Raw genomic sequence first — 22,735 nt, 5'->3', positions numbered from 1 at the left:
ACCGCCGCGCAGGGAAATTTGCGCGGCGATCTCTTGTCCGGGCAGGCGCAACTTGGCACCGTGGGATCTCATCTGTCACAGGATTCCACGCATGACGCCCAAGGTTATCTCACTCAATCAGGTCCGCAAGAAACGCAGCCGTGCCGAGGAAAAGGCCGAGGCAGATCAGAACGCGGTCAAGTTCGGACGGACCAAGGCGCAGCGTTTGCTGGAAGCAGCACAAGCCGAACAGGCCAGACAGCGCCTGGACCAGTCACAGTTCGAAGATGAGTAACCCCCCCGCCGGACGACCGATCAAGCATTCACTGACATTGCGCGGCCACAGAACCAGCGTGTCATTGGAACGGGAATTCTGGGATGCGTTTCGTGCCTTGGCGCAGGAACGGGGTCTGGCGCTGAATGCACTGGCTGCCGAAATCGACGCCGTGAGGGGGGATGTGGGACTGGCCTCCGCCATCCGGGTGGCTGTCCTGACCGACCTGCAATCCAGAACGGGTTAGCGGCGCGGATACGTGTCGGGTTTGCGGCGTGCAGATTGCGGCACGGTCGGCACGTCTTGCGAAACGGGATTTGCAATACAGCGCAGCCAGGCCGCAAAACGCGACATGACGCCCGGCTTTTGACTGGTCTGATATGGCATTTTGCGTGTTCCGATCCTGCGTGGTCGCCCGTGCGACACTAGGATCTGTGGCAGCAAGATGTCACGATTTATGCAATTTCGTCCTATCGCTGGTCACGGATCGGTGGCAATGCGCCCCCTGCCCGCAGATTGTCGCCCGCCTGCGATCAATCACTGCGTTGCGTGATTCGCAGCCACATGCCTGAACGGGTCCTGACCGTCAGATGCGCGACCGGCACGGGCAGACGATCCGGGACAAGGTCAAAGCGATAGGCGCGCAGCAGTTGCGCCAGAATGACAACACCTTCGAGCATGGCAAAACCCGCACCCGTGCAGACACGGGGTCCTGCGGAAAACGGCATATAGGCCAGTCGCTGTTGCGCTTTGCCGTCCTTGGTCTGCCAGCGGGCCGGATCGAAATCATCGGGGCGGTCCCAGATCCGTGTCTGACGGTGCAGGTGCCACGGTGACAGGACCACCTGCGAACCGGGCCGCACGGGGCGGTCCCGAAACACCTCTGGCGTTGTTGTCTGGCGCACCATCATCGGCACTGGCGGGTAGAGGCGAAGCGCCTCTCGGAAAACGTCACGGGTATCGCGCAGGGACGATAGGGATGAAAAACTGCCATCCCAGGTCCGCGCCTCGGTGGCGACCCGGTCCTGCCAGTCGGGGTTCAACGCCAGCAGATACAGGGTCCAGGCCAGCGCCGCGGCCGACGTTTCATGTCCGGCCAGGAAAAAGATCGCGACCTGATCCACCATTTCATCCAGATCAAAGGTTTCGCCGGTTTCGGGGTCAGCGGTCGTCATGATCTTGGTCGCCAGATCATCAGGCGCATGGCCCGCGGCAATCGCACTCAGCCGGTCCTGCGTAAGCCCGGTAATCAACGCCCTGATCCGCTGCGCCGTGCGCCGCGTGTCCGACTTGAAGAACCGTGGCATCCAGAGTGGACCGGGAACAAAGGCCGCAAGGTTCAGGATCGGCTGGCTGCGTTGATAGCGGCGAAACTCGTCAAAGACTTCTGTCGCGACCTGGTCGTCGATCGGAATCGAAAACAACGTCCGAAAAATGACGTCAGCCGCCGCGTGGCTGGTTTCAGGTTCGATGTCCTGTGGCCGACCGTCGGCCAGCGGTGCCAGACGTGCGACGGCGGCCTGCCCCGCGGCATGCATCGCGGCAAAACTGTCGCGCAGGCGCCCGCCTTCGAATGCGGGATCAATGATCCGGCGTTGCCGTTTCCAGGTCGCTCCGTTGGTCAGGAACACCGAATTTCCCAACAGCGGCCGCAGACCTGCGCCGATCCGTTCTGATTTTGGAAAATCGTCAGGACGTTCCCTGAGGACCAGATCAATCAGCGCGGGATCGTTGATCATGTAGCTGCGGAAAAACGGCGTGCGAAATTCGGCCATCCAGGCGCGATACAATTTGGCAGGCTGGGCCGACAGGATATCGGCGCGGAACAGACGCATGTAGCGCCACAGCGATACCTTGTCCGGGCGGCTGGCAGGTTTGACCGGCTGGGTCATGCCGCGATTGACGTGTATTTCGACACGGATTGCGTCATCCGCGAGGCCGACGGATTGCGCCCCCGAAACCGGGCACCCAGCGTCTGCGGCCCGGCGGTGATGCGGAAATAATCATAGTCGCCAGGCCGGTCAAAGGCGCAGAGATATTGAAAATGCAGCCGAAAGAATTGCCAGCGCAGTTCGGCCCAGCGGGCCTCTGACAGGGTCTGGGTAAAGGCTGCGGAAATCACAAGCGGCCAGCGTTGCGCCGGCGTGGCGACCCCCGATACGGCCACAGGATCGCACAGCGCGAATGCGCAACCGTCCCCCGGCGCCGTCACATCGACCCAAGCGACGTCCTGCTCGCTCAGGAATTGCAGATCGGCCCGCAGCCGATGTGCATCGGGCAGAAAACTGACCATGGGGACCACCTGTCCCAGGGTCAGAAACGACAGGACCGGACCGCGTGCGGGCACGCGTCCGTCATGGATCAGATCGGCCAGGATCGACACGCCCAGATGTGCGCCCGACGAATGGCCGACGACAAGCACCTCGTCCACATCATCCGTCAGCGCCTGCGCGATAATGTCGGCAAATTTGGCCATCCGGGTTTCAAGCGGTGCGGGATTTGCGCCGCCCCAGCGGGCGGAATAGCTGTAGTCGTGCATCAGATAATAGGCAAAGAGCCTGCCGTCACGCGACTTGAACCAGCGCAGGATCAAGGCCGTCACCACCGTCAGCACGGCAAAGCCTGTCATGGTGTCCCAGCCGCGTCCCAAGGGCAGAACGAGGGCCGCAAGCCAGCCGGCCAGCGCACCAAGGCCAAGCGCGATAAGCAGTTGCAGCAGCAGCATCCCGACGGGATACAGGGCCGCAATCACCGGCCCCTTGCGCAGTTTCATCAATCGTCCCAATGCGCCGCTGGCAATATAGGTCCAGGCCGTGCGCACCAATTGCGCGTAGGTCGCGGGGATCGTGTTCGACATGCTGTCGCGCACGATGTCCGACCATACCAGCACGTCTACCTCGGCGCTGACGTCGGCGCCCTCGATCCGGGCGGCCACGCGCCAGCCATAGGTCTTGCCCTTGGGTTTGGGACTGAGCGTCAGATCATAGCCGCTGATGTCCGCCTGCGCGCGCCCTTCGGTGCGATACAGCTCGCGGTAGCGTCGGGCATGGATCGGGTCATAGCCGGGAATGTAGAAAACCCGGCGCGTCCGAACTTGTCGATCTGCCTGTGTCATGGACGATGCCCGTCGCTGTTTGCGCAAGTGTGACACGCAATGGCGGCGAAATTAAGAAAAATCACCCGATCGCGGCGAGCGCGGGGAAACGTTCCAGCAACCAGAAACTGAATGCCGTGAATTGCCCCGTCACCATCATCAACCCGACGGTCCACAATAGCAGACCCGATGTGCGTTCGATGCGGTCCATGTGACGCTTCATCCAGGCCATCGGCCCCTTGAGCCGAGGAAAGAACGCGGCCACCAGCAAAAACGGAATCCCAAGCCCTGCCGCATAGGCCGCCAGCAACACCGTGCCACGGCTGGTGCTCGCCTCTGATGCCGCAAGGCCAAGGATCGTACCCAGAATGGGGCCCAGACAGGGTGTCCAGCCAAAGGCAAAGGCCAGACCCAGAACATAGGCGCCAAGCGCGCTGCCGCCCTGACTGCCCGTGTCCATCCGCGCCTCGCGGTCCAGAAACCCGATGCGGAACACGCCGATGAAATGCGCGCCAAAGATCATCACCACGATCCCCGCGATCGGCACGAACCATCCCTGCCATTGCAGCAAGGCGCGCCCCAGCGTCGAAAACGCCATCCCGAGCAGCAAAAAGACCGTCGACAGGCCCAGCACGAACATTGCCGCAGCGATCATCACCTTGCGTCGCGCGGCCGCGGTTTCATCGAGGTCCGTGACGCTGACACCGCCCATATAGGCCAGATACGGTGGGACGATGGGCAGCACACAAGGACTGAGGAATGACAAAAGACCCGCAGTCACCGCAATCAGGATTGCAGGCAGCAGGCTCGCGTCTAGCAGGGTCAACGGTTCGATCATGGCATGGATGTAACCCGGAACAACGGCCGCGTCACGCCCTGCCCGCGTCACGAGACCGTTTACAACCTGCAACATCCGCAATACCCAATTGTCATGGAATATGATGCCGATCTTGATGCTGTGGGACTGCTTTGTCCCCTGCCCGTTCTCAAGGCGCGCAAGCGTCTGCAACCGCTGCAATCCGGACAGGTCCTGCGCGTCCGCGCCGATGATCCGGCGGCGGTGGTGGATGTCCCGCATTTCTGCGCCGAGGCAGGCCATCGCCTGATCGGGTCAGAGGATGACGGCCCCGTGCAGACCTACTACATCGCCAAGGGCTGACACGAAAAAGGCGGGCCATCTGGCCCGCCTCTTGTCTCGTGCATCGTGATCCGGCCCTAGCGGCCCAGTGACCACCAGCCCTTGCGACGGGGCTTTTTTTCTTCGCCTCTCTCGTCAGCCGTATCGGCCTCTGCCTCGGCCTGCACAGGTTCCGCCTGTGGTGTGGCCTCGGGTTCGGGTTCCGGCTCTGCCGTGGTTTCGGACACAGGCTGCACCACGGGCACATCTGTAACACTCTTGGTTTCGGGGGCTGCTTCGGCCGCCTCTGCCGATGCGTCAGGGGTTGCCGCATCGTCCGGCGCGGAGGCCTCTGACACGGGTGCCGACACCTCTGCTTCGGCCTCTGCTGCGACTGCATCCGCAGGTGCCACGACCGGATCGACCTTTTTGGCGCGGCTGCGACGCTTGGGCTTTGGCTTTTCAGCCGGGGCTTCGGCGTCATTGGTTGGGGCGGCTTCGGCTGGTGCCTCTGCTGCCGCAGCATCCGTTGCATCAGTAGCCTCGGTCACCTTTGCTGCGGGTTTGCGCCGGCTGCGCGTCCGCTTCTTGGGTGCCTCTTCCGCCTCGGGGGTGGTGGCCTCTGCGTCCGTTTGCGGTGCATCCGCTGCGACGGCATCGGCTGGTGCATCCGCGTCGTCGGCCTTGCGGCGGCGGCTGCGCGTCCGGGTACGCTTGGGCTTGTCGGCAGTGGCGTCTTCTGTTTCGGGCTGATCCGCAGCCTTGTCAGCGGCGTCACTGTCGCCCTCGTCAGCAGAGGTGCCGTTCTCGTCCTGATCCTGACGGTCATCACCTCCCTGAACGCCCTTGCGCCGACGGCGACGGCGACGCTTCTTGCGGGGCTGGCCTTCACCATCCTCGGGCGTTGCCTGTGTCGGCGTGGCCTCTGCCTCGTCCTCTTCGGGTGTTTCCTCGACGATATCCTCGTCTTCGTCCTCGATCATCGCGGATTCGGCCTGAATAAAGGTTCCGGCCTCGGGGACGACGCGCGTCGCACTCTTGAACTTGTCGATCGCGAATTCGGGCGACACCAGTTTCAGGTCACATTCGACCCGCACCGCCATGCCATAACGCCCCTCGATCGCGGCGATATGTTCGCGTTTGCCATTCATGAGGAAGTTGGCAATGGACACGGGTGCCCGCACCAGAACCTCTTTGCTGCGGCCGCGCACGCCCTCTTCTTCGAGCTGGCGAATGATGTTCAATGCGACGTTGTCGTCAGACCGCAACAGGCCCGTGCCGTGGCAATGGACACAAGGTTGGGTCGTGGCCTCCAGCATGCCGGGGCGCAGGCGCTGACGTGACATTTCCATCAGGCCAAAGCCCGAAATCCGGCCGACCTGAATACGCGCCCGGTCGTTTTTCAGACGGTCCTTGAACCGTTTTTCCACGGCCGCATTGTTGCGGCGTTCGTCCATGTCGATGAAATCGATCACGATCAGGCCCGCAAGGTCACGCAGTCGCAACTGGCGCGCCACCTCGTCCGCGGCCTCCAGGTTGGTTTTCAGCGCGGTCTGTTCGATCGACCCTTCCTTGGTCGCCCGGCCAGAGTTGACGTCGATCGCCACCAGCGCCTCGGTGATACCGATCACGATGTAACCACCCGACGGCAGCTGCACCGTGGGGCTGAACATGCCCGCAAGGTAGCTTTCGACCTGATAGCGCGCATAAAGCGGCATCTGTTCGGCGTAGAGTTTCACGTTTTTCGCATGGGACGGCATGATCATCTTCATGAAGTCCTTGGCCGTGCGATAGCCGTCGTTACCGGCCACGATGACCTCGTCGATCTCCTTGGAATAAAGATCGCGGATCGTGCGTTTGATCAGGTCGCCTTCTTCATAGATCTTGGCCGGTGCGGTGGATTTCAGCGTCAGCTCGCGAATCTGTTCCCACATGCGCTGCAGGTATTCGTAGTCGCGCTTGATCTCGGTGCGGGTGCGTTGGCTGCCGGCGGTGCGGATGATCAGGCCAGCGCCCTGCGGCACCTGCATTTCATTCGCGATTTCCTTCAGCTTCTTGCGGTCGGCTGCATTGGTGATCTTGCGCGAAATGCCACCACCGCGTGCGGTGTTGGGCATCAGCACGCAGTAACGCCCCGCCAGCGACAGGTAGGTGGTCAGTGCAGCACCCTTGTTGCCGCGCTCTTCCTTGACGACCTGTACCAGCAGGATCTGGCGGACCTTGATGACTTCCTGGATCTTGTAGCGCTTGGGACGCGGTTTGCGGACCGGACGCACATCCTCGTGGTCGTCATCCGCGATCTGTTCGATCTGGTCGTCCTTGTCGGCGGCATCAGGGCCATCGTCTTCGTCGTCATGGCCGTTCTCGTCGTCGATGTCCTCATCGGAGGCGGGCGTTTCCAGGGGCGTTTCGCGGCCACGTTCCATCGGGCTGGACCCCTCTTCGTCGTCCAGATCGATGGTTTCCATACCGGCGATTTCGACATCCTCGACCGCGACGGCATCATCGTTTGCCACGTCTTCGGCGGCGGACCGGCGCGACCGGCGGCGGCGCGGCTTGGGCGCTTCCTCTTCTTCTTCGGCGGCTTTCTGGCTTTCGGCGTAGGCACGCTCTTCTTCCATCAGGGCCTGACGGTCCGCGATGGGGATCTGATAATAATCCGCGTGGATTTCCGAGAACGCGAGGAATCCGTGGCGATTGCCACCGTAATCCACAAACGCAGCCTGCAAGGACGGTTCAACCCGTGTCACCTTGGCCAGATAGATGTTCCCAGCAAGCTGTCGCTTGAACTGGCTCTCGAAATCAAATTCCTCGACTTTGTTTCCATCCACCACGACGACGCGGGTTTCTTCCGCGTGCGTGGCGTCGATCAGCATTTTCTTTGGCATTGTATCCATTCGCATCACACCCGATGCCCGACCCCGGTGGGGCGGCTGTCAGGATGTCATGTCTGTAAAGGGCGTGCCGCGCAGTGCCGACCGCTGCACCCCAGAGGGTGTCATCAAGCGGTCTGTTTTCACTAGCGCGTTGCATCGCGGTTTTTCTCCGACCCCGGGGGGCCTGTTCAGGTCACCCGGTCAGGTCCGTGGGACCGACAACGGGCATTTTTCTGATCCGTTTGCGGGATCAAATCAGCTGCGGTGGCATCCTGCCGCCCACAGAGAATCTCACCGGGCCTTTGCGCAAAGCGTCATGGCAACAACCCGTATGCCATACATAAGGGTGCGGGCGGCCATAAGACAACGACAAAGTGTATGATCGTCAGTTGCAGCGCCGTTTCAGGGATTGGCCTGCCTCAGGGTGCGGTGGCAGCAAAACGGCCCATAACGGCCGTGTCAGCGTTTTCACCGGCAAAATCGGCCTGAATCGCGCTGGCTGTCACGGTTCCGTCAAACGGCCCGACCAGACCGTCAAACTCCACCGCGCCTTCCACGATGCCCCCGTTGATGGGGCTTGCGGCGCGCCCGATGACCAGCCGATTGTCAGAGGACCGGCCGCTGATTTGTCCGCTGTTCAGGTCCACGTCGATTACGACGGCGCCTTCTGCCTTGGTGAAAACCCAGCGCGTGGGGTCGGCGTTGTCGATATTCTCGATCTTGTCCGCAAAATAGGTGCCGGAATAGCTGGCTGATCCGGGCACACTCGTGTCGATGGGATCAAACGTGCCTGCCGGCGCGGAAAAGCTGCGCAGCTGACTCGCATCGGTGCCTTGCGGAAACTGGCGATTGGCCGGACGCGGGGTGCCGTTCACCAACACGATCCGTGTGGCATCGGTCTGCTGCACAAGCGGGGCTGCCTCATCCTCTGCATCATCTGCGGCAGCGGTCGCCGTCGTCTGGTCAATTGCAAAGCGGTCCGCAAATTCCGTGCTGTCGCCGCCACAACCCGCGAATGCGGTCAGGCAGAAAATCAAAGCGAGGCTGCGATGCATGGCGTGCTCCTGTCGTCGTTGGGTCCATTAAGCAAGGACGCCAACGCCGATCAAGACCCGGTTGCAACGCGCGTTCAGATATAATCCGACCGTTGCAATTGATACTTGGCCATTTTTTCGTTCAAGGTCCGGCGCGGCAGGCATAGCTCTTCCATGACCGCGACGATACTGCCCTTGTGGCGGCGCATGGTATTGTCGATCAGCATGCGTTCAAAGGCTTCGACGAATTCCTTGAGGGGCTTGCCTTCGGTCGTCATCGCCGGGCGGTTGCCGTCGTCGTCGTCCCCGTCGGTCATCAACAGCGATGCGATGGACCCCGACCCGCGACGATTTTGCAGCACGGCCCGTTCGGCCACATTGATCAACTGCCGCACGTTGCCCGGCCAGGGTGCCTGCAACAGCTGTGCGGCCTCCTGGGCGCTGACCTGCGGTGCCTCGCAGCCGTATTCTTCGGCGAATTGTTCGGACAGATGGGTGAACAGCGTCAGGATATCCTCGCCGCGCTGGCGCAGCGGCGGCACCACGATCCGCATTGCCGAAATCCGGTAATACAGGTCCGGGCGAAGCACGCTTTCGCAGGTCTTGTCCTGTTCCTGCAGGTTGCAGATGGCGACCAGACGGGTTTCCGCGGGCGTGCCCTGTTCGTTGATCGCCGTCAGCAGACGCGATTGCTGCGCATGGGTCAGTGCCTCGATATCCTCCAGCACCAGCGTGCCGCCGCGCGCCTCTTCCATGGCGGGGATCGGCTCGCCCTCGGCTGCGGGGCCAAACAGCCTTCGGTTCAGGCTGTCCTCGTCCAGTGCAGAGCAGGAAATCAGGACGAACTTGCGGGCGGACCGGGCACCGACCGCATGCAGCGCGTGGGCCACCAGCGTCTTGCCGGTGCCGGTTTCGCCCTCGATCAGGACATGCCCGTCGGCCTGACCCAGATCCAGAATGTCCTCCTTGAGACGTTCCATCGCGTCAGAGGACCCGACCAGCTTTTTCATCAAGGATGTGCCGTCGGACAATTCCTTGCGAAGGGCGCGGTTGTCCAGAGTCAGGCGGCGGACATTGCACGCCTTCTTGGCCAGTTCGGTCATCCGGTCGGGATTGAACGGTTTTTCCAGAAAATCGAATGCACCCACGCGCATCGCCTCGACCGCCATCGGCACATCACCGTGGCCGGTGATCATGATAACCGGCAGCGCGGAATCGACCCCGCGCAATTTCTTCAGGAACTGCATGCCGTCCATACCGGGCATTTTCACATCGCTGACGACGATCCCCGGAAAGTCGGATGTCAGCGCACTCAGCGCATCCTCTGCGCTGGCATAGGCTTCTGTCTCGAACCCGGACAGGGCCAGCCACTGGCTGATCGACTGACGCATGTCCTTTTCGTCGTCGACAATCGCGATTTTCATGGCCTTGTTCATCTTGCAGTCCTTATTCTGCGGCCTTGAGGGCCGACTTGAGCAGCGGCAACTGCACTTCGAAAACAGCGCCACCCTGTGCCCCGTTGCGCGCGATCATGCGCCCCCCGAGGTCGTTGACGATCCCCGAAGAAATCGCAAGTCCGAGGCCGACACCGTCGCCAGCCTGCTTGGTTGTGTAAAATGGTTCGAACAGTTCATCGAGATCCTCGATCCCCGTCCCGTTGTCCCGCACCGTCAGGGTCACCGTTTCACCCACGGCGAGGATCACGTCGATGCGCGGATTCTCGGCCGTCTTGGTGGCGTCGAGCGCGTTGCGCAACAGGTTGATGATGACCTGTTCCAGCCGCAACCGGTCCCCGTAGATCAGCGCGGGTGCACTGGGAAGCGTGCGGCTGATTTCCACGTCGCGCGTCTTGAGCTGGGGTTCCATCAGCGACAGGGCAGATGACACCGCGGCACGCGCATCGACCGCCTCGAACGCGTCGGACCCCTTGCGGGCATAGGACTTCAGCTGCCGCGTGATCGCGCCCATACGGTCAATCAAGTCGTCAATGCGCTGGAATGACGACAGCGTTTCCTCGGGGCGTTTGCGTTGCAACAACAGCCGCGCCCCTGCCAGATAGGTTTTCATGGCCGCCAGCGGCTGGTTCAATTCGTGGCTGACAGCCGCCGACATTTCGCCCAAGGCCGCCAGTTTCGAGGTCTGTTCGACCGTCTGTTCCGCCACCTGAAGACTGCGTTCCATCTGTTTGCGGGCCGCGATTTCACGCTGAAGTGCTGCGTTGAGGGCGCGCAATTCGTTGGATTCCTGTTCATAGACCGCCACCCGCGTCGCGGCCCTGCGCGAGGCATACCAGAACAACAGCGCCAGCAGGATCGCAAATCCCATCACCTCGAGCGCCAGAACACCGTTCACCCGTTCGCGCACGCTGGCATAGCTGGTGAAACTGACCATGCGCCAGCCCTGGAACGGCACGCGCGCCTCGCGGCGCAACACCGCCTCGCCCCTGAAATAGGCGTCAATCGGCAGTTCGGTCCATTCCTCGGTCGCACGCAAGGCACGCTCAATGGCACCCGATGCAGGTTCAATGGCAAGGGCGACCGATTCTTCCTGGCCGCGCCAGCGCGGTTCGGTCGACAGGATGATCCGCCCCTCGCTGTCGGCGACATAGACGGCATCCGACACACCGACCCAACCGCGTTCGATCTTGGCCAGATCAACAGCCACGAGGATCGCACCCAGATTGGACCCGTTGTTGTCCAGCCTGCGCGAATAGATGAAATTGAAACCGCCCTGTGCTGTCTCGCCCCGGGTGAACACGGTGGTATTGCTGCGCATCGCGTTGACGAACTGCGGGGCTGACCGGAAACTTTCGCCCAGACGGTTGCGATCGGTGGCCGCAACGACACGCCCGTCACGGTCCAGCAGCATCAGCGACGCCGCACCGATTTCATCGACAAAAGACAGCAGGCGCTGGGTTGAGAGCGAAAAGTCACCGTTTTCCAGCGCCGTGATCAGGGCGGGATCCCGCGCAAGCAGCTGTGGTACGATGGAATTGCGCTGTAGCTCGCTCATCAGGTTGGCAACAAACAGCGTCAGACGCACCTCGGCCCGGTTCCGCGTCGATTCCGTGAACCGTTCTGTCAGCAGGATGTTCGTGACATAGATCGTGCCAGCGCCCAGCAGGCACAGGGCGATGACCGCAAGACGCAGACGCCAGCGGTTCAGCGCCGTCCGGACGGCCGGAATGGTCACGTTTTCCATGACGCTTAAATATGTCGCGCGCCGCCATGCGGCAAGCGGACGCTCAGGCGTCGGCAAGTTGCCGCACAAGGCCCCTGAACAGCGCCATGCCCTGCGTGCTGCCGGTTGCGGCATCCACGGCCCGTTCGGGGTGGGGCATCATGCCCAGCACGCGCCGGTTTTCAGACAGGATCCCGGCGATGTCATTGCGGCTGCCGTTGAAATTGTCGGCGTAGGTGAATGCGATCCTGTCCTGATCCGCAAGCATCGCCAGCGTATCGGCATCGGCAAAATAATTGCCGTCGTGATGTGCGACGGGCAATGCGATGGTCTCGCCGGCGGCATATCCTTCGGTAAATGCGCTGTCGGTCGTGGCCACGCGCAGGGGCGTGGATTTGCACACGAACGTCAGGCCACCGTTGCGCATCAGCGCACCGGGCAACAGACCGGTTTCGGTCAGCACCTGAAATCCGTTGCAGACCCCCAAGGCATAGCCGCCGCGTTCCACATGGGCGCGCAGTGCCGCGCAGACCGGGGATTGTGCGGCAATCGCACCACAGCGCAGGTAGTCACCGAACGAAAATCCGCCCGGCACGGCAACCAGATCGACATCGCCGATATCGGCATCCTTGTGCCAGACCATGCGCACATCGGCCCCCGCGGCGCGCAGCGCCTCGGCCATGTCGCGGTCACAGTTGGACCCGGGAAAAACGAGAACGGCGGCCTTCATCTGGCGATCCTTTCAAGCGTGGTATGGACATCGGCCCAACCCGTCAGCCGGTGCGGCCAATCGGTCGTCTTGTTGTGCAGCGCGTCGAACAGGACACCCTGCCCTGCGAAATGCGTGAAATGACGGCTGTGATCGTCGATCAGCACGTCTGCGTTAATGATGCTCTTGTCACCGCACAGCACGATCCTGTCCTTGGCGATGAACGGGAAATGCCGGGCAAGCCAGGCGATCTTGTGCGCGCAGGATGCGGGGTAATCCATCGCAGCCGTGGCGATGAACACCTCGTGCCTGGCATAGAGGTCCGCCATCGCATCGACGGCACCCGCGATGACATCGAGGTTTGCGAAAAACGTGCCCTCGGACATCTGCAACTGGACCTGCTGCACAGCATCCGGCGAGGCCAGATCGCGCAGACGTTTGCCATGCAGATCGGCGTCGGTCGCGGTGAATCCCGCCTGCGCATAGGCCGCGCGTTGCGCCGCATGGGTGTCGGCGATCACCTCGTCCATGTCGACGGCGATGCGCATCAGGCGATTTCGATCCTGTAGGATTCGATCACGGTGTTGGCCAGCAGACGTTCGCACATGTCGGTGATCTGCGCCTCGGTGGTGCCATCTGCCAGATCCAGCTCGATGACCTTGCCCTGACGCACGCCGTTCACGCCGTCAAACCCAAGCGATCCCAGCGCGTGGCGGATGGCCTCGCCCTGCGGATCGAGAACACCATTTTTCAGCGTCACATAGACTTTGGCCAGCATGAGCGATTCCTTAGTTGATCAGTGTCGGCTTGGGGCGATGGGTCACGTTGCTGGGCAACACGCCCAGGCGGCGCGCCACCTCTGTGTAGGCATCAGAGAGCGACCCCAGGTCCTGACGGAACACGTCCTTGTCCAGTTTCTGGCCGGATTCGATATCCCACAGGCGGCAGCTGTCAGGGCTGATTTCATCCGCCACGACCAGACGCATGAAGTCATTGTCCCAGATGCGACCGATCTCGATCTTGAAATCCACCAGCTTGATGCCGACGCCATACATGACACCTGACAGATAGTCGTTTACCCGCAGGGCCATGCTGACGATGTCGTCCATGTCCTGCTGCGATGCCCAGCCAAAGGCGATGATGTATTCCTCGGGCACCAGCGGATCGCCCAGCTTGTCGTCCTTGTAGCTGAATTCCACGATCGGACGCGGCAGTGGAGCGCCTTCTTCCAGGCCCAGACGCTTGGCCATGGACCCGGCGGCAAAATTGCGCACGATCACTTCGAGCGGGATGATCTCGACCTGACGGATCAGCTGTTCGCGCATGTTCAGGCGGCGGATGAAATGGGTCGGAATGCCGATATTCGCCAAACCGGTCATAAAGAATTCGGACAGGCGGTTGTTCAACACGCCCTTGCCCTCGATCACGTCCTTTTTGGCACCGTTTCCGGCGGTGGCATCGTCCTTGAAATACTGCACGAATGTGCCCGGCTCGGGGCCTTCGTACAGAATTTTCGCCTTGCCTTCGTAGACCAGTTTACGACGTGCCATGAGTGCCCCGCAGTATAATGCGTGCCACAACGACGGCCCGCTTTGCCGCGTCTTACGACACCGCCCCCTTGCGGGCAAGCATGTCGGGCCGCATATCTATATCGATGCCAACACAAAACAGGGGTTTGACCGATGGCCAGCATGAAAGATCGCGAAAACGCGTTCGAGAACAAATTCGCCCATGACGCCGAAATGCAGTTCAAGGCCGAGGCGCGCCGCAACAAACTGCTGGGTTTGTGGGCCGCTGACCTGATGGGCAAATCCGGCGATGACGCCGAGGCCTATGCCAAGGAGGTCATCAAGGCCGATTTCGAAGAAGCCGGCGACGAGGATGTGTTCCGCAAGGTGCGCGCCGACCTGAGCGACGACACAAGCGATGCCGAAATCCGCGCGAAAATGGCCGAACTGACCGCCACCGCCAAGGCGCAGCTGCTGGACGAGCAAGGCTGATATTGCCGCCCCGGCGCGTGCCGGATACAACACCGCCAACGGGGCATCGGTCACACGCCGGTGCCCCTTTTGCATTGAAGGGAACGACCATGACCACCGCTTTTGCCGATCTGCTTGCGCAGCGTGACTGGATCCTCGCCGACGGGGCGACGGGCACCAATCTGTTCAACATGGGGCTGTCGTCCGGCGACGCGCCGGAAATGTGGAACGTGGAACATCCCGACCGCATCACGGCGCTGTATCAGGGGGCCGTGGACGCAGGGTCCGACCTGTTCCTGACCAACAGCTTTGGTGGCAACGCCAGCCGGTTGAAACTGCACGACGCGCAGGACCGTGTGCTGGAACTGAACCGCGCCGCCGCAGAGATCGGTCGCAACGTGGCCGATAAATCGGACCGCACGATCATCGTGGCCGGATCGGTTGGCCCGACCGGCGACATCATGGCGCCGATGGGTACGCTGACCCATGAACTGGCCGTCGAGATGTTTCACGAACAGGCCGAAGGCCTGAAGGCCGGTGGCGCCGATGTGCTGTGGGTGGAAACCATTTCCGCATTCGAGGAATACAAGGCCGCCGCCGAGGCGTTTCGCCTGGCCGGAATGCCCTGGTGCGGCACCATGAGTTTCGACACCGCAGGCCGCACGATGATGGGTGTGACCAGCCGCGACATGGTGAAATCCGTGGCCAAGCTGGATTACCAGCCGCAGGGATTCGGTGCCAACTGCGGCACGGGTGCCTCTGACCTCTTGCGCACGATCCTGGGCATGGCGGACGCGGACCCCGGCCAGCCGCTGATTTCCAAGGGCAACGCAGGCATCCCGAAATATCACGACGGCCATATCCACTATGACGGCACGCCGGAACTGATGGCCGACTACGCCGAACTGGCCCGCAACTGTGGTGCGCGCATCATCGGCGGGTGCTGTGGGACGACGCCCGAACATCTGCGCGCCATGCGCGAGGCACTGGAAACCCGGCCCAAGGGCGACCGCCCGTCGCTGGACGATATCACGACTGCACTGGGTGCGTTTTCATCCGAGAGTGACGGCACCGACGGCAACGGTCCGGTGCGCGCGGAACGTCGTGGCCGCCGCCGTCACTGATCCGGTTTTTGCGCAATCAATTCGACCAGGGCCGCGATACCATCGTGGCCCGGTCCTGACGCGACGGGTGCATCATGGTCGCGCAGGTGGTGCAGCGTCCAGCCGCCGAACTGCTGTTCCAGAAATTCGGTCGTGTACATGTTTTCGCGATCAGATGGGCCACCCGTGCCGTAATCGACCTGCCGCGGCGCGAACCCTTGCAGGATCACGTGGCCGCCGGGCCGGGTGGCCTGCCGCAGACGTTCAAACGTGGGCAAACGTGCCTCAGGTCCCTGGAACTGGATGAACATCGCCACCACGGCGCCATAGGGCTGCGTCCAGTCCCAATCATCCAGACTGGCCTGATGCCGCGCGACGGTGACACCCTTTGCCACGTCCAGACGACGTGCCTTTTGCAGCGCCGTCGGTGCGGGGTCAAAGGCTGTCACATCAAACCCGCGCTGTGCGAGGTAGGCCGAATGCCGCCCCTCGCCGTCCGCAACACACAGCGCATTTGTCGGCGGCACATGGTGGGTTGCCGTGACCAGAAATTCCGTGGGTTCCATCCCGAACAGATAGTCGGGCCGGTCGTAACGCTGTGTCCAGATCTCGCTCATGCCTGCAGCATAGCCGGGACCGTCAAAATAGCGATAGCTGATCGCCCGACTGTGGCGGCACCGCAAACAGGTCGCAGCGCAGTGGTGGCAGATGCCGCGCCAGCCCCAGACGACGCGCGGCCAGATCAAAACGTTGCCGGATCAAACGGGCCCATTCGCCCTGCCCGGTCATCCGCGTGCCGAACGCCGGGTCGTAATCCTGCCCGCCATGAAGCTCGCGCACGCGTGCCATGATCCGCGCCGCCCGGTCAGGATAGGTCTGTTCCACCCAGTCACGAAACAGGCCCGACACCTCGCGCGGCAGACGCAATACGATGGAATTGGCAGCAACCGCCCCGGCATCTGCCGCCGCCGCAAGGATACGTTCCATTTCGTGATCGGTCAGCGCGGGCACGATGGGCGATACCATGACGCGCACGTCAATCCCGGCGTCGGTCAACTGCCGGATCGCGCGCAACCGCGCCGCCGGCAGCGGCACGCGCGGTTCCATCGCGCGGCTGGTGGCATTGTCGAGTGTCGTGATCGAAATTCCGACCCGCGCCAGCCCCTTGGCCGCCATCGGGGCAAGAATGTCGATGTCGCGACTGATCAACGCCCCCTTGGTCACGATGCCCACGGGGTGATTGAAATCGGACAAGACCTGCAAGATCTGCCGCATGATTCCGCGATCGCGTTCAATGGGCTGATACGGGTCGGTGTTCGTCCCGATCGCGATGGTCTGCGGCACATAGGCCCGGGCCCGCAATTCCTTTGCCAGAAGGGCCGGCGCATCGGGGCGCGCAATCAGCCGTGTTTCGAAATCCAGTCCCGGTGACAGGCCCAGATAGGCGTGACTGGGTCGCGCAAAACAGTAAATGCAGCCGTGTTCGCAGCCCCGATACGGATTGATCGACCGGTCAAAGCTGATGTCCGGCGAGGTGTTGCGCGTGATGACGCTGCGCGGCACCTCGTCCGTGACGGATGTGCGCAGAACCGGCAGGTCGTCATCCATGTGCCAGCCGTCATCGACACCCTCTGCCGTGATCCGGTCAAAACGGTTGTCGGGATTGGACAGCGCCGCCCGTCCGGGTGTGCGCTGTCGTGGCGGTGATGACGGCAAATCCATTGCTCACGCATAGAACAAATACAGAACACGCGCAACTGCGTCGGCGCAAACCCCTGATATGTCGTAATTCACCCCGTGACAGTCCGGATGACGCGCCATAGATACAGGCAAAGACAGATCAACTGCCCATAGGGATTGCTTCCATGTCAGAAGACGACGACATCATCCTTGCCGAACTCAACGACGAAGACCTTGTCGCGCAGATGTTCGACGACCTCTATGACGGCATGAAAGAAGAGATCGAAGAAGGTGTAACGATCCTGCTGGATCGTGGCTGGCAACCCTACCAGATCCTGACCGAGGCACTGGTCGGCGGCATGACCATCGTCGGGGCCGATTTCCGTGATGGGATCCTGTTCGTGCCAGAGGTTCTTCTTGCCGCCAACGCGATGAAGGGCGGTATGGCCATCCTCAAACCGCTGCTGGCCGAAACCGGCGCACCGCGTGTGGGCAAGATGGTGATTGGCACCGTCAAGGGCGACATCCACGACATCGGCAAGAACCTTGTCGGCATGATGATGGAAGGTGCCGGGTTCGAGGTTGTCGACCTTGGGATCAACAACGCGGTTGAGGCATATATCGAAGCGTTGGAGGCCGAAGGTGCCGACATCCTGGGCATGTCCGCCCTTCTGACAACGACAATGCCCTACATGAAGGTCGTGATCGACACGATGGTCGAAAAAGGCATGCGCGACGATTACATCGTGCTGGTCGGCGGTGCCCCCCTGAACGAAGAGTTCGGCAAGGCCATCGGTGCCGACGCCTATTGTCGTGATGCAGCTGTCGCGGTCGAGACGGCCAAGACGTTCATGGCGCGTAAACACAATCAAGCGAGCCTGTCCTAAACTGCATTATCATATGTGCAACCTAGGCTAGACAGGTGTTGTTTTTGTCTTCACTGATGAAGCAACAGCTATCCGAGGATTGCCGTGCCCCTACAACGTTTCGCCATTCTGATCGTAGTCGTTATCGCCTTGGCGGGCCTGACAGTGTGGATCGCCAATTTTTCGACGGGTTGGGCCTTGTTGCCGGCCCTGTCTACGGTTGCGTTGATTCTGACAGTATTGACCCGCCGATCCGGGTGACACTGCGCGATACCGATCTGACCGTCGCGGGGCTTGCGCCGTCGGGCGCCGGTCGAGTGCTGTTGTTGGCCTGCGGCGCGCTGGCCCATGAAATCATCGCATTGCGGCGCATGAACGGCTGGGATCACCTGGATCTGCAATGCCTGCCTGCGATCTGGCATAATCACCCCGAACGGATCGTGCCTGCGGTGCAGGACATCGTCGCGGCGCGGCAGGCCGATTACGACCGGATTTTCGTGGTCTACGCCGATTGCGGCACGGGCGGACAATTGCAGGCCGCGTGCGATGCGCTGGGCGTGCGCATGATCGCAGGGCCCCATTGCTACAGCTTTTTCGAAGGAAACACGCGATTTGCGGAACATGCCGACGAAATCACGGCGTTTTACCTGACCGATTTCCTGACGCGGCAATTCGATGCCTTTGTCTGGAAACCGCTGGGCCTGGACCGAAATCCCGGCCTGCTGGACATGTATTTCGGCAATTACGAAACCCTGGTCTACCTTGCGCAGACCGATGACACCGAGCTGACCCGTCGTGCGGAACATATCGCCGCGCGGATGGGCCTGATGTTCGAGCGGCGGTTCACGGGCTACGGCGATCTGGCAACAGCCTTGGCGCAAGCCTAGCCGACGGGCGTTTCGCGAATCCGTTCCACCATCGCGCGCAACCCGTTGGACCGTTGCGCGGACAGGTGATCGTTCAACCCCAGACGGCCCAGTTCCGCCCGCGCATCAATGCTGTGCAGATCGTTCAGCGGGACACCGTCGTAAAGCGCACCCAACACGGCAATCAGCCCGCGCACGATCATCGCATCACTGTCACCGCGAAAATGAAATGTGCCACCCTCGGGTGCGGGCACAAGCCAGACCTGGCTTGCGCAGCCGTCCACCTTGGTTGCCGGTACCTTGAGCGCGTCTTCCAGCGGCGGCATGGCCTTGCCCATGTCGATCACGTGGCGATAGCGGTCTTCCCAATCGTCAAGAAAGGCAAAGGTATCAACGAGGTCTTCGAATTGTTCGGTGGCCATTGTCTTCTCCTTGTCCGTTGCTCCCCATCTAGGGAACGCGGCACCAAAGGTCTAGCGCGGCACTGTGACCACTTGCGCGCCATCGACTGCCAGCGCGACCTTGCCTTCGGTCAGCAGGATTGCATCACGACCGAAAACCTCTTTGCGCCAGCCCCTCAGCGCGGGCAGATCGCGTTGACCGGCCGCCAGCGCATCAAGGTCGGCTGCATTCGCAATCAGCTTTTGCGCGACGTCGGCCTGTTCGGACTTGGCCTTGAGCAGCACCCGCAGCATATCCGCAATCGCCGGGTTCACCTGCAACCGTTCGGTCCCGGCGGGCGGTTTCGGCAACCTGTCGTTGGACAGGGCCAACCCTGCCTTGACGGCTGCCAGGATACCCGCGGCGATGTCACCCTTGCGGGCCTCGCGTTGCAGAAGGCGGGACCGCGACAGGTCCTTTTCGTCGGTCGGTTTGGTGGATGCCAGTTCGACAAGCACATCGTCCTTGAACACCCTGTTGCGTGGGATGTCGCGGGTCTGGGCGTATTCCTCGCGGAACCGGGCCAGTTCGCGGACGATTGCCAAAAAACGGCCGGACGTCGTGCGCGTCTTGACCCGCTGCCAGGCATCATCGGGGTTTGTCTGGTAGGTGGCCGGATCGTTCAGAACCGCCATTTCCTCTTGGACCCACTTTTCCCGCCCGGTGCTGCGCAACCGGTCCGACAACACCTCGTAGATTTCGCGCAGGTAGGTCACGTCGCCCAAGGCATAGGTTTTTTGTGCATCCGTCAGCGGGCGGCGCGACCAGTCGGTAAACCGGCTGGATTTGTCCAGCTGTGCCTTGGAAATCTTGCGCACAAGCGTTTCATATCCGGCCTGATCGCCATAGCCGCAGACCATCGCCGCGACCTGCGTGTCGAACAGCGGCGCTGGAATCAGCTGCGCATCGACCCAAAAGATTTCCAGATCCTGACGTGCCGCATGGAACACCTTGACCACACCGGGATCACGAAACAGGTCGTACAGCGGTTCCAGCGAAAGCCCGTCGACCAGTGGATCGACCAGAACCGCATCCTCGCCCGCCGCATCACGGTAGGCCAGCTGCACAAGGCACAGTTTCGAATAATACGTGCGTTCGCGCAAAAATTCCGTATCGACGGTCACATAGGGGCGCTTGGCCGCCTCTGCACAAAAGGTGGCGAGTTCCGTCGTCGTCGTGATGGTCTGCATGGCGCCTCGTGGCTGTTCGGCCTTGCGGCGCAAAATACTGTTGCACCTGCCTAAGGGATCGCCAACGATTCGGAAAGCGGGGTCAATCCCGCGCGTCGATCGTCACCGGTGTGCTATCCCCCGCCAGGAACCGACGCAGCACCGCCGGATACAAACGATGTTCCAGCGGCAGGACCCGCTCGGCCAGGGTTGCGGGTGTATCGTCAGAACGCACGCTCAACACGGCCTGGCCCAGAACGGGACCATCATCCAGATCGCCCGTGACCATGTGGACGCTGGCACCATGTTCGGTGTCGCCGGCCTCGATCGCGCGCTTATGGGTGTGCAGGCCCTTGTATTTGGGCAGCAGCGAGGGGTGGATGTTCAGCATCTTGCCGGCCCAGCGATGGGTGAATTCCGGTGTCAGGATCCGCATGAAACCCGCCAGACAGATCAGGTCGATCCGGGCAGATTCCAGTTCTGCGTTGATTGCGGCCTCGAATGGCAGACGCCCGTCGTGATCGCGATGATCCACGACTGCCGTGGGAATGCGCAGTGCGCTCGCCTTGAGCAATCCACCCGCCTGCGGAACATTCGACAAAACCAGTTTCGCGCGCCCCGGATGATCGCCCGTCATGTCGCGCGCGAGGGCGACCATGTTTGATCCGCCGCCCGAAATCAGCAGGGCAACGCGTGTCACGCAAGCGTCCCGGTGTAGCGGACACCCGCGCCGGGGGTCACATGTCCCAGACGGTGCACACGTTCGCCCTGTTCGACCAGCAGCGATTCCAGCGCCTCGGCGCGGGCCGCGTCAACGACCAGCACCATGCCGATGCCCGCGTTGAATGTCTTGAGCATCTCGGACGTTTCGATGCCGCCGGTGCGCGCCAACCAGTCAAACACCGGTGGCAGCGTCCAGGATCCAAGGTCGATCTGTGCGCCCAGATCATCGGGCAGCACGCGCGGCAGGTTTTCGGTCAGGCCGCCCCCCGTGATATGCGCCAGCGCATGCACGCCACCCGCGCGGATCGCGGCCAAGGCCGGTTTCACATAGAGCCGGGTCGGTGCAAGCAATGCCGCCCCCAGATCGCCCTCTCCAAAGGGGGAATCGTCAGACCATGCCAGCCCTGCGTGTTCCACGATCCGGCGCACCAGCGAATAGCCATTGGAATGCACGCCGTCACTGCCCAGACCCAGCAGCACATCGCCATCGGTCACGCCTGCAGGCAGGTCGGCCCCGCGTTCCATGGCCCCGACGCTGAAACCCGCCAGATCGAAATCACCACCGTGATACATCCCCGGCATTTCCGCCGTCTCGCCGCCGATCAGCGCGCAACCCGACAGCTCGCACCCCTGCGCGATGCCGTTGATGATACGGGTGGCTGCGTCCAGATCCAGCTTGCCCGTGGCAAAATAATCCAGGAAAAACAGTGGTTCTGCCCCTTGGCAGACCAGATCGTTGACGCACATCGCCACCAGGTCGATGCCGATGGTGTCCAGATTGCCGGTGTCGATGGCAATCCGCAGTTTCGTGCCGACACCATCAGTGGCCGCAACCAGGATCGGATCGTCATAACCAGCACCCTTGAGATCGAACAAGGCACCGAAACCGCCAAGCCCGGCCATCGAACCGGACCGTTGCGTCCGCTTGGCCGCCGGTTTGATCCGTTCGACCAATGCGTTGCCTGCATCGATATCAACGCCAGCCTGTGCGTATGTCAGCCCGTTTTTGGTCATGGATCGCCCCCATCAAATTCTGCCTGCGAGGTAACCGAAGATGCCTGCCTGTGCAACGCAGCATGACGTGCCTGCCAATAAGCGGATTCCTGCCATGCATTAGGAAACCTTTTACCCGCGGCGGTGTTCTATCCCTGTCATGAATAAATTCTTTGCATCCATCGCTACGGCATTTGCCGTTTTCGCATCCCCCGCCGCGGCAGAGGTTGTTCCGCTTGTGGCCGCGCAGGATGTGGCTGACGGTCCCTATATCGACGTGGCACAGACCGTGTCCTACTCGGACGCGCCGACAACGTTGGATGACATTCACGCGCTCGCCGATCTGGATGGCGACCCAAGTGTGGTGACGGATCGGGAGCGCGAAATGATCGCGTTGCTGTCAATGATGCTGATCGGCACGCCTGTCCAGAACTGACGCTTGACCGCCTCGTCTGAATGATTATTCAGACTGCAGCGGGCCTGTAGCTCAATTGGTTAGAGCAGAGCGCTCATAACGCTTTGGTTGCGGGTTCAAGTCCTGCCGGGCCTACCAAAATCCATACCGCTGATCGCAGTTTTTCGCGCATCCCACTGATCAAGTGTGAGGGAAACAATGTGCGGATCAATGTTGGAAATGGCGGTCCGTAGAGGA

At 61.7% G+C, this 22,735-nt stretch carries 25 protein-coding genes and 1 tRNA gene; 9 read left to right on the top strand and 17 right to left on the bottom strand.

The window, feature by feature from the left end; genetic code table 11:
- The first annotated feature begins 91 nt into the window (after nucleotides 1-91).
- Together AN189_RS16530 and AN189_RS16525 are read left to right on the top strand one after the other, a co-directional pair.
- Nucleotides 92-274, top strand: a complete 183-nt coding sequence (locus tag AN189_RS16530; protein ID WP_056038495.1) for a DUF4169 family protein — start codon at nucleotides 92-94, stop codon at nucleotides 272-274.
- Nucleotides 267-500, top strand: a complete 234-nt coding sequence (locus AN189_RS16525; protein ID WP_056038492.1) for a ribbon-helix-helix domain-containing protein — start codon at nucleotides 267-269, stop codon at nucleotides 498-500. Before AN189_RS16530 ends, AN189_RS16525 begins: the two co-directional genes overlap by 8 nt.
- 286 nt (nucleotides 501-786) lie before the next feature.
- Here AN189_RS16525 and AN189_RS16520 read toward each other — a convergent pair whose 3' ends face one another.
- From AN189_RS16520 to AN189_RS16510, 3 genes are all read right to left on the bottom strand, one after another.
- Nucleotides 787-2,145: a cytochrome P450 gene (locus tag AN189_RS16520; RefSeq protein ID WP_056038488.1), complete on the bottom strand. Its 1,359-nt coding sequence runs from the start codon at nucleotides 2,143-2,145 to the stop codon at nucleotides 787-789.
- Nucleotides 2,142-3,368 (bottom strand): hypothetical protein, encoded by a 1,227-nt coding sequence (locus tag AN189_RS16515; protein ID WP_056038626.1) that lies wholly within the window; start codon nucleotides 3,366-3,368, stop codon nucleotides 2,142-2,144. Before AN189_RS16515 ends, AN189_RS16520 begins: the two co-directional genes overlap by 4 nt.
- A gap of 61 nt (nucleotides 3,369-3,429) precedes the next feature.
- On the bottom strand, nucleotides 3,430-4,185 hold the full coding sequence (locus AN189_RS16510) for a cytochrome c biogenesis CcdA family protein (RefSeq protein WP_056038623.1): 756 nt from the start codon (nucleotides 4,183-4,185) through the stop codon (nucleotides 3,430-3,432).
- 93 nt (nucleotides 4,186-4,278) lie between these two features.
- On the opposite strand from AN189_RS16510, the gene AN189_RS16505 reads away from it, so the two are divergent.
- Complete coding sequence (locus AN189_RS16505) at nucleotides 4,279-4,506, top strand: sulfurtransferase TusA family protein (RefSeq protein WP_056038484.1); 228 nt, start codon at nucleotides 4,279-4,281, stop codon at nucleotides 4,504-4,506.
- A gap of 56 nt (nucleotides 4,507-4,562) precedes the next feature.
- On the opposite strand, the gene AN189_RS16500 is transcribed toward AN189_RS16505, so the two are convergent.
- The 8 genes from AN189_RS16500 to purC all read right to left on the bottom strand — a co-directional run bounded on the left by AN189_RS16500 (nucleotide 4,563) and on the right by purC (nucleotide 13,813).
- Entirely contained in the window at nucleotides 4,563-7,352 is a 2,790-nt protein-coding gene (locus tag AN189_RS16500) for a ribonuclease E/G (protein WP_056038620.1), read from the bottom strand.
- 407 nt (nucleotides 7,353-7,759) lie between these two features.
- Nucleotides 7,760-8,395: a hypothetical protein gene (locus AN189_RS16495; RefSeq protein WP_056038481.1), complete on the bottom strand. Its 636-nt coding sequence runs from the start codon at nucleotides 8,393-8,395 to the stop codon at nucleotides 7,760-7,762.
- Between the two features lie 74 nt (nucleotides 8,396-8,469).
- Nucleotides 8,470-9,810, bottom strand: a complete 1,341-nt coding sequence (locus AN189_RS16490; protein WP_056038479.1) for a sigma-54 dependent transcriptional regulator — start codon at nucleotides 9,808-9,810, stop codon at nucleotides 8,470-8,472.
- 10 nt (nucleotides 9,811-9,820) lie between these two features.
- Nucleotides 9,821-11,575, bottom strand: a complete 1,755-nt coding sequence (locus AN189_RS16485; protein WP_056038475.1) for an ATP-binding protein — start codon at nucleotides 11,573-11,575, stop codon at nucleotides 9,821-9,823.
- Between the two features lie 43 nt (nucleotides 11,576-11,618).
- A complete protein-coding gene (gene purQ / locus AN189_RS16480; RefSeq protein WP_056038473.1) occupies nucleotides 11,619-12,284 on the bottom strand; it encodes a phosphoribosylformylglycinamidine synthase subunit PurQ in 666 nt (221 codons plus the stop codon).
- The gene (locus tag AN189_RS16475; RefSeq protein WP_056038470.1) at nucleotides 12,281-12,811 is read right to left on the bottom strand and encodes a hypothetical protein; all 531 of its coding nucleotides are present in this window, start codon (nucleotides 12,809-12,811) and stop codon (nucleotides 12,281-12,283) included. The genes purQ and AN189_RS16475 overlap by 4 nt, the downstream gene beginning before the upstream one ends.
- Nucleotides 12,811-13,041: a phosphoribosylformylglycinamidine synthase subunit PurS gene (gene purS, locus AN189_RS16470; protein ID WP_056038467.1), complete on the bottom strand. Its 231-nt coding sequence runs from the start codon at nucleotides 13,039-13,041 to the stop codon at nucleotides 12,811-12,813. The genes AN189_RS16475 and purS overlap by 1 nt, the downstream gene beginning before the upstream one ends.
- A gap of 10 nt (nucleotides 13,042-13,051) precedes the next feature.
- Nucleotides 13,052-13,813, bottom strand: a complete 762-nt coding sequence (gene purC, locus AN189_RS16465) for a phosphoribosylaminoimidazolesuccinocarboxamide synthase (protein WP_056038463.1) — start codon at nucleotides 13,811-13,813, stop codon at nucleotides 13,052-13,054.
- 132 nt (nucleotides 13,814-13,945) lie between these two features.
- Between purC and AN189_RS16460 the strand changes: the two genes are divergently transcribed.
- Nucleotides 13,946-14,263: a DUF1476 domain-containing protein gene (locus AN189_RS16460; protein WP_056038460.1), complete on the top strand. Its 318-nt coding sequence runs from the start codon at nucleotides 13,946-13,948 to the stop codon at nucleotides 14,261-14,263.
- Nucleotides 14,264-14,352: 89 nt separating this feature from the next.
- A complete protein-coding gene (gene bmt, locus AN189_RS16455; RefSeq protein WP_056038457.1) occupies nucleotides 14,353-15,366 on the top strand; it encodes a betaine--homocysteine S-methyltransferase in 1,014 nt (337 codons plus the stop codon).
- On the opposite strand, the gene AN189_RS16450 is transcribed toward bmt, so the two are convergent.
- Nucleotides 15,360-15,962, bottom strand: coding sequence for a bifunctional 2-polyprenyl-6-hydroxyphenol methylase/3-demethylubiquinol 3-O-methyltransferase UbiG (locus AN189_RS16450; protein ID WP_253279660.1), 603 nt, complete (start codon nucleotides 15,960-15,962; stop codon nucleotides 15,360-15,362). The genes bmt and AN189_RS16450 overlap by 7 nt on opposite strands.
- A gap of 22 nt (nucleotides 15,963-15,984) precedes the next feature.
- Nucleotides 15,985-17,067, bottom strand: a complete 1,083-nt coding sequence (locus tag AN189_RS16445) for a PA0069 family radical SAM protein (protein WP_056038454.1) — start codon at nucleotides 17,065-17,067, stop codon at nucleotides 15,985-15,987.
- 143 nt (nucleotides 17,068-17,210) lie between these two features.
- On the opposite strand from AN189_RS16445, the gene AN189_RS16440 reads away from it, so the two are divergent.
- Nucleotides 17,211-17,912, top strand: a complete 702-nt coding sequence (locus AN189_RS16440) for a B12-binding domain-containing protein (protein WP_056038451.1) — start codon at nucleotides 17,211-17,213, stop codon at nucleotides 17,910-17,912.
- A 236-nt stretch (nucleotides 17,913-18,148) separates the two neighbouring features.
- Nucleotides 18,149-18,778 (top strand): DUF1638 domain-containing protein, encoded by a 630-nt coding sequence (locus AN189_RS16435; RefSeq protein ID WP_253279662.1) that lies wholly within the window; start codon nucleotides 18,149-18,151, stop codon nucleotides 18,776-18,778.
- Here the strand turns inward: AN189_RS16435 and AN189_RS16430 are convergent.
- The 4 genes from AN189_RS16430 to purM form a co-directional block, all read right to left on the bottom strand.
- Entirely contained in the window at nucleotides 18,775-19,179 is a 405-nt protein-coding gene (locus AN189_RS16430) for a SufE family protein (RefSeq protein ID WP_056038449.1), read from the bottom strand. The genes AN189_RS16435 and AN189_RS16430 overlap by 4 nt on opposite strands.
- Nucleotides 19,180-19,230: 51 nt before the next feature.
- Nucleotides 19,231-20,388 (bottom strand): ribonuclease D, encoded by a 1,158-nt coding sequence (rnd, locus tag AN189_RS16425; protein ID WP_056038446.1) that lies wholly within the window; start codon nucleotides 20,386-20,388, stop codon nucleotides 19,231-19,233.
- Nucleotides 20,389-20,470: 82 nt separating this feature from the next.
- Nucleotides 20,471-21,067 carry a phosphoribosylglycinamide formyltransferase gene (purN, locus tag AN189_RS16420; RefSeq protein ID WP_083484467.1) on the bottom strand — a complete coding sequence of 199 codons (597 nt, stop codon included), beginning with the start codon at nucleotides 21,065-21,067 and terminating at the stop codon, nucleotides 20,471-20,473.
- Nucleotides 21,064-22,104 (bottom strand): phosphoribosylformylglycinamidine cyclo-ligase, encoded by a 1,041-nt coding sequence (purM, locus tag AN189_RS16415; RefSeq protein WP_056038443.1) that lies wholly within the window; start codon nucleotides 22,102-22,104, stop codon nucleotides 21,064-21,066. The genes purN and purM overlap by 4 nt, the downstream gene beginning before the upstream one ends.
- A gap of 139 nt (nucleotides 22,105-22,243) precedes the next feature.
- Between purM and AN189_RS16410 the strand changes: the two genes are divergently transcribed.
- Nucleotides 22,244-22,519: a hypothetical protein gene (locus AN189_RS16410; protein ID WP_056038440.1), complete on the top strand. Its 276-nt coding sequence runs from the start codon at nucleotides 22,244-22,246 to the stop codon at nucleotides 22,517-22,519.
- Nucleotides 22,520-22,559: 40 nt separating this feature from the next.
- A tRNA-Ile gene (locus AN189_RS16405) sits at nucleotides 22,560-22,636 on the top strand.
- Nucleotides 22,637-22,735 lie beyond the last annotated feature (99 nt).

Origin of the sequence: Loktanella sp. 3ANDIMAR09, assembly GCF_001420005.1 — a bacterium.
GTDB lineage: Bacteria > Pseudomonadota > Alphaproteobacteria > Rhodobacterales > Rhodobacteraceae > Loktanella.
The sequence above is the reverse complement of the archived record's forward strand: the minus strand, read 5'-3'. Positions and strand labels throughout refer to the sequence as shown.

What these genes read in the sequence shown, in the direction of transcription:
- AN189_RS16530 (WP_056038495.1), top strand. Translation starts at nt 92, where the DNA reads ATGACGCCCAAGGTTATCTCACTCAATCAGGTCCGCAAGAAACGCAGC.
- AN189_RS16525 (WP_056038492.1), top strand. Translation starts at nt 267, where the DNA reads ATGAGTAACCCCCCCGCCGGACGACCGATCAAGCATTCACTGACATTG.
- AN189_RS16520 (WP_056038488.1), bottom strand. Translation starts at nt 2,145, where the DNA reads ATGACCCAGCCGGTCAAACCTGCCAGCCGCCCGGACAAGGTATCGCTG.
- AN189_RS16515 (WP_056038626.1), bottom strand. Translation starts at nt 3,368, where the DNA reads ATGACACAGGCAGATCGACAAGTTCGGACGCGCCGGGTTTTCTACATT.
- AN189_RS16510 (WP_056038623.1), bottom strand. Translation starts at nt 4,185, where the DNA reads ATGATCGAACCGTTGACCCTGCTAGACGCGAGCCTGCTGCCTGCAATC.
- AN189_RS16505 (WP_056038484.1), top strand. Translation starts at nt 4,279, where the DNA reads ATGGAATATGATGCCGATCTTGATGCTGTGGGACTGCTTTGTCCCCTG.
- AN189_RS16500 (WP_056038620.1), bottom strand. Translation starts at nt 7,352, where the DNA reads ATGCCAAAGAAAATGCTGATCGACGCCACGCACGCGGAAGAAACCCGC.
- AN189_RS16495 (WP_056038481.1), bottom strand. Translation starts at nt 8,395, where the DNA reads ATGCATCGCAGCCTCGCTTTGATTTTCTGCCTGACCGCATTCGCGGGT.
- AN189_RS16490 (WP_056038479.1), bottom strand. Translation starts at nt 9,810, where the DNA reads ATGAACAAGGCCATGAAAATCGCGATTGTCGACGACGAAAAGGACATG.
- AN189_RS16485 (WP_056038475.1), bottom strand. Translation starts at nt 11,575, where the DNA reads ATGGAAAACGTGACCATTCCGGCCGTCCGGACGGCGCTGAACCGCTGG.
- purQ (WP_056038473.1), bottom strand. Translation starts at nt 12,284, where the DNA reads ATGAAGGCCGCCGTTCTCGTTTTTCCCGGGTCCAACTGTGACCGCGAC.
- AN189_RS16475 (WP_056038470.1), bottom strand. Translation starts at nt 12,811, where the DNA reads ATGCGCATCGCCGTCGACATGGACGAGGTGATCGCCGACACCCATGCG.
- purS (WP_056038467.1), bottom strand. Translation starts at nt 13,041, where the DNA reads ATGCTGGCCAAAGTCTATGTGACGCTGAAAAATGGTGTTCTCGATCCG.
- purC (WP_056038463.1), bottom strand. Translation starts at nt 13,813, where the DNA reads ATGGCACGTCGTAAACTGGTCTACGAAGGCAAGGCGAAAATTCTGTAC.
- AN189_RS16460 (WP_056038460.1), top strand. Translation starts at nt 13,946, where the DNA reads ATGGCCAGCATGAAAGATCGCGAAAACGCGTTCGAGAACAAATTCGCC.
- bmt (WP_056038457.1), top strand. Translation starts at nt 14,353, where the DNA reads ATGACCACCGCTTTTGCCGATCTGCTTGCGCAGCGTGACTGGATCCTC.
- AN189_RS16450 (WP_253279660.1), bottom strand. Translation starts at nt 15,962, where the DNA reads ATGAGCGAGATCTGGACACAGCGTTACGACCGGCCCGACTATCTGTTC.
- AN189_RS16445 (WP_056038454.1), bottom strand. Translation starts at nt 17,067, where the DNA reads ATGGATTTGCCGTCATCACCGCCACGACAGCGCACACCCGGACGGGCG.
- AN189_RS16440 (WP_056038451.1), top strand. Translation starts at nt 17,211, where the DNA reads ATGTCAGAAGACGACGACATCATCCTTGCCGAACTCAACGACGAAGAC.
- AN189_RS16430 (WP_056038449.1), bottom strand. Translation starts at nt 19,179, where the DNA reads ATGGCCACCGAACAATTCGAAGACCTCGTTGATACCTTTGCCTTTCTT.
- rnd (WP_056038446.1), bottom strand. Translation starts at nt 20,388, where the DNA reads ATGCAGACCATCACGACGACGACGGAACTCGCCACCTTTTGTGCAGAG.
- purM (WP_056038443.1), bottom strand. Translation starts at nt 22,104, where the DNA reads ATGACCAAAAACGGGCTGACATACGCACAGGCTGGCGTTGATATCGAT.
- AN189_RS16410 (WP_056038440.1), top strand. Translation starts at nt 22,244, where the DNA reads ATGAATAAATTCTTTGCATCCATCGCTACGGCATTTGCCGTTTTCGCA.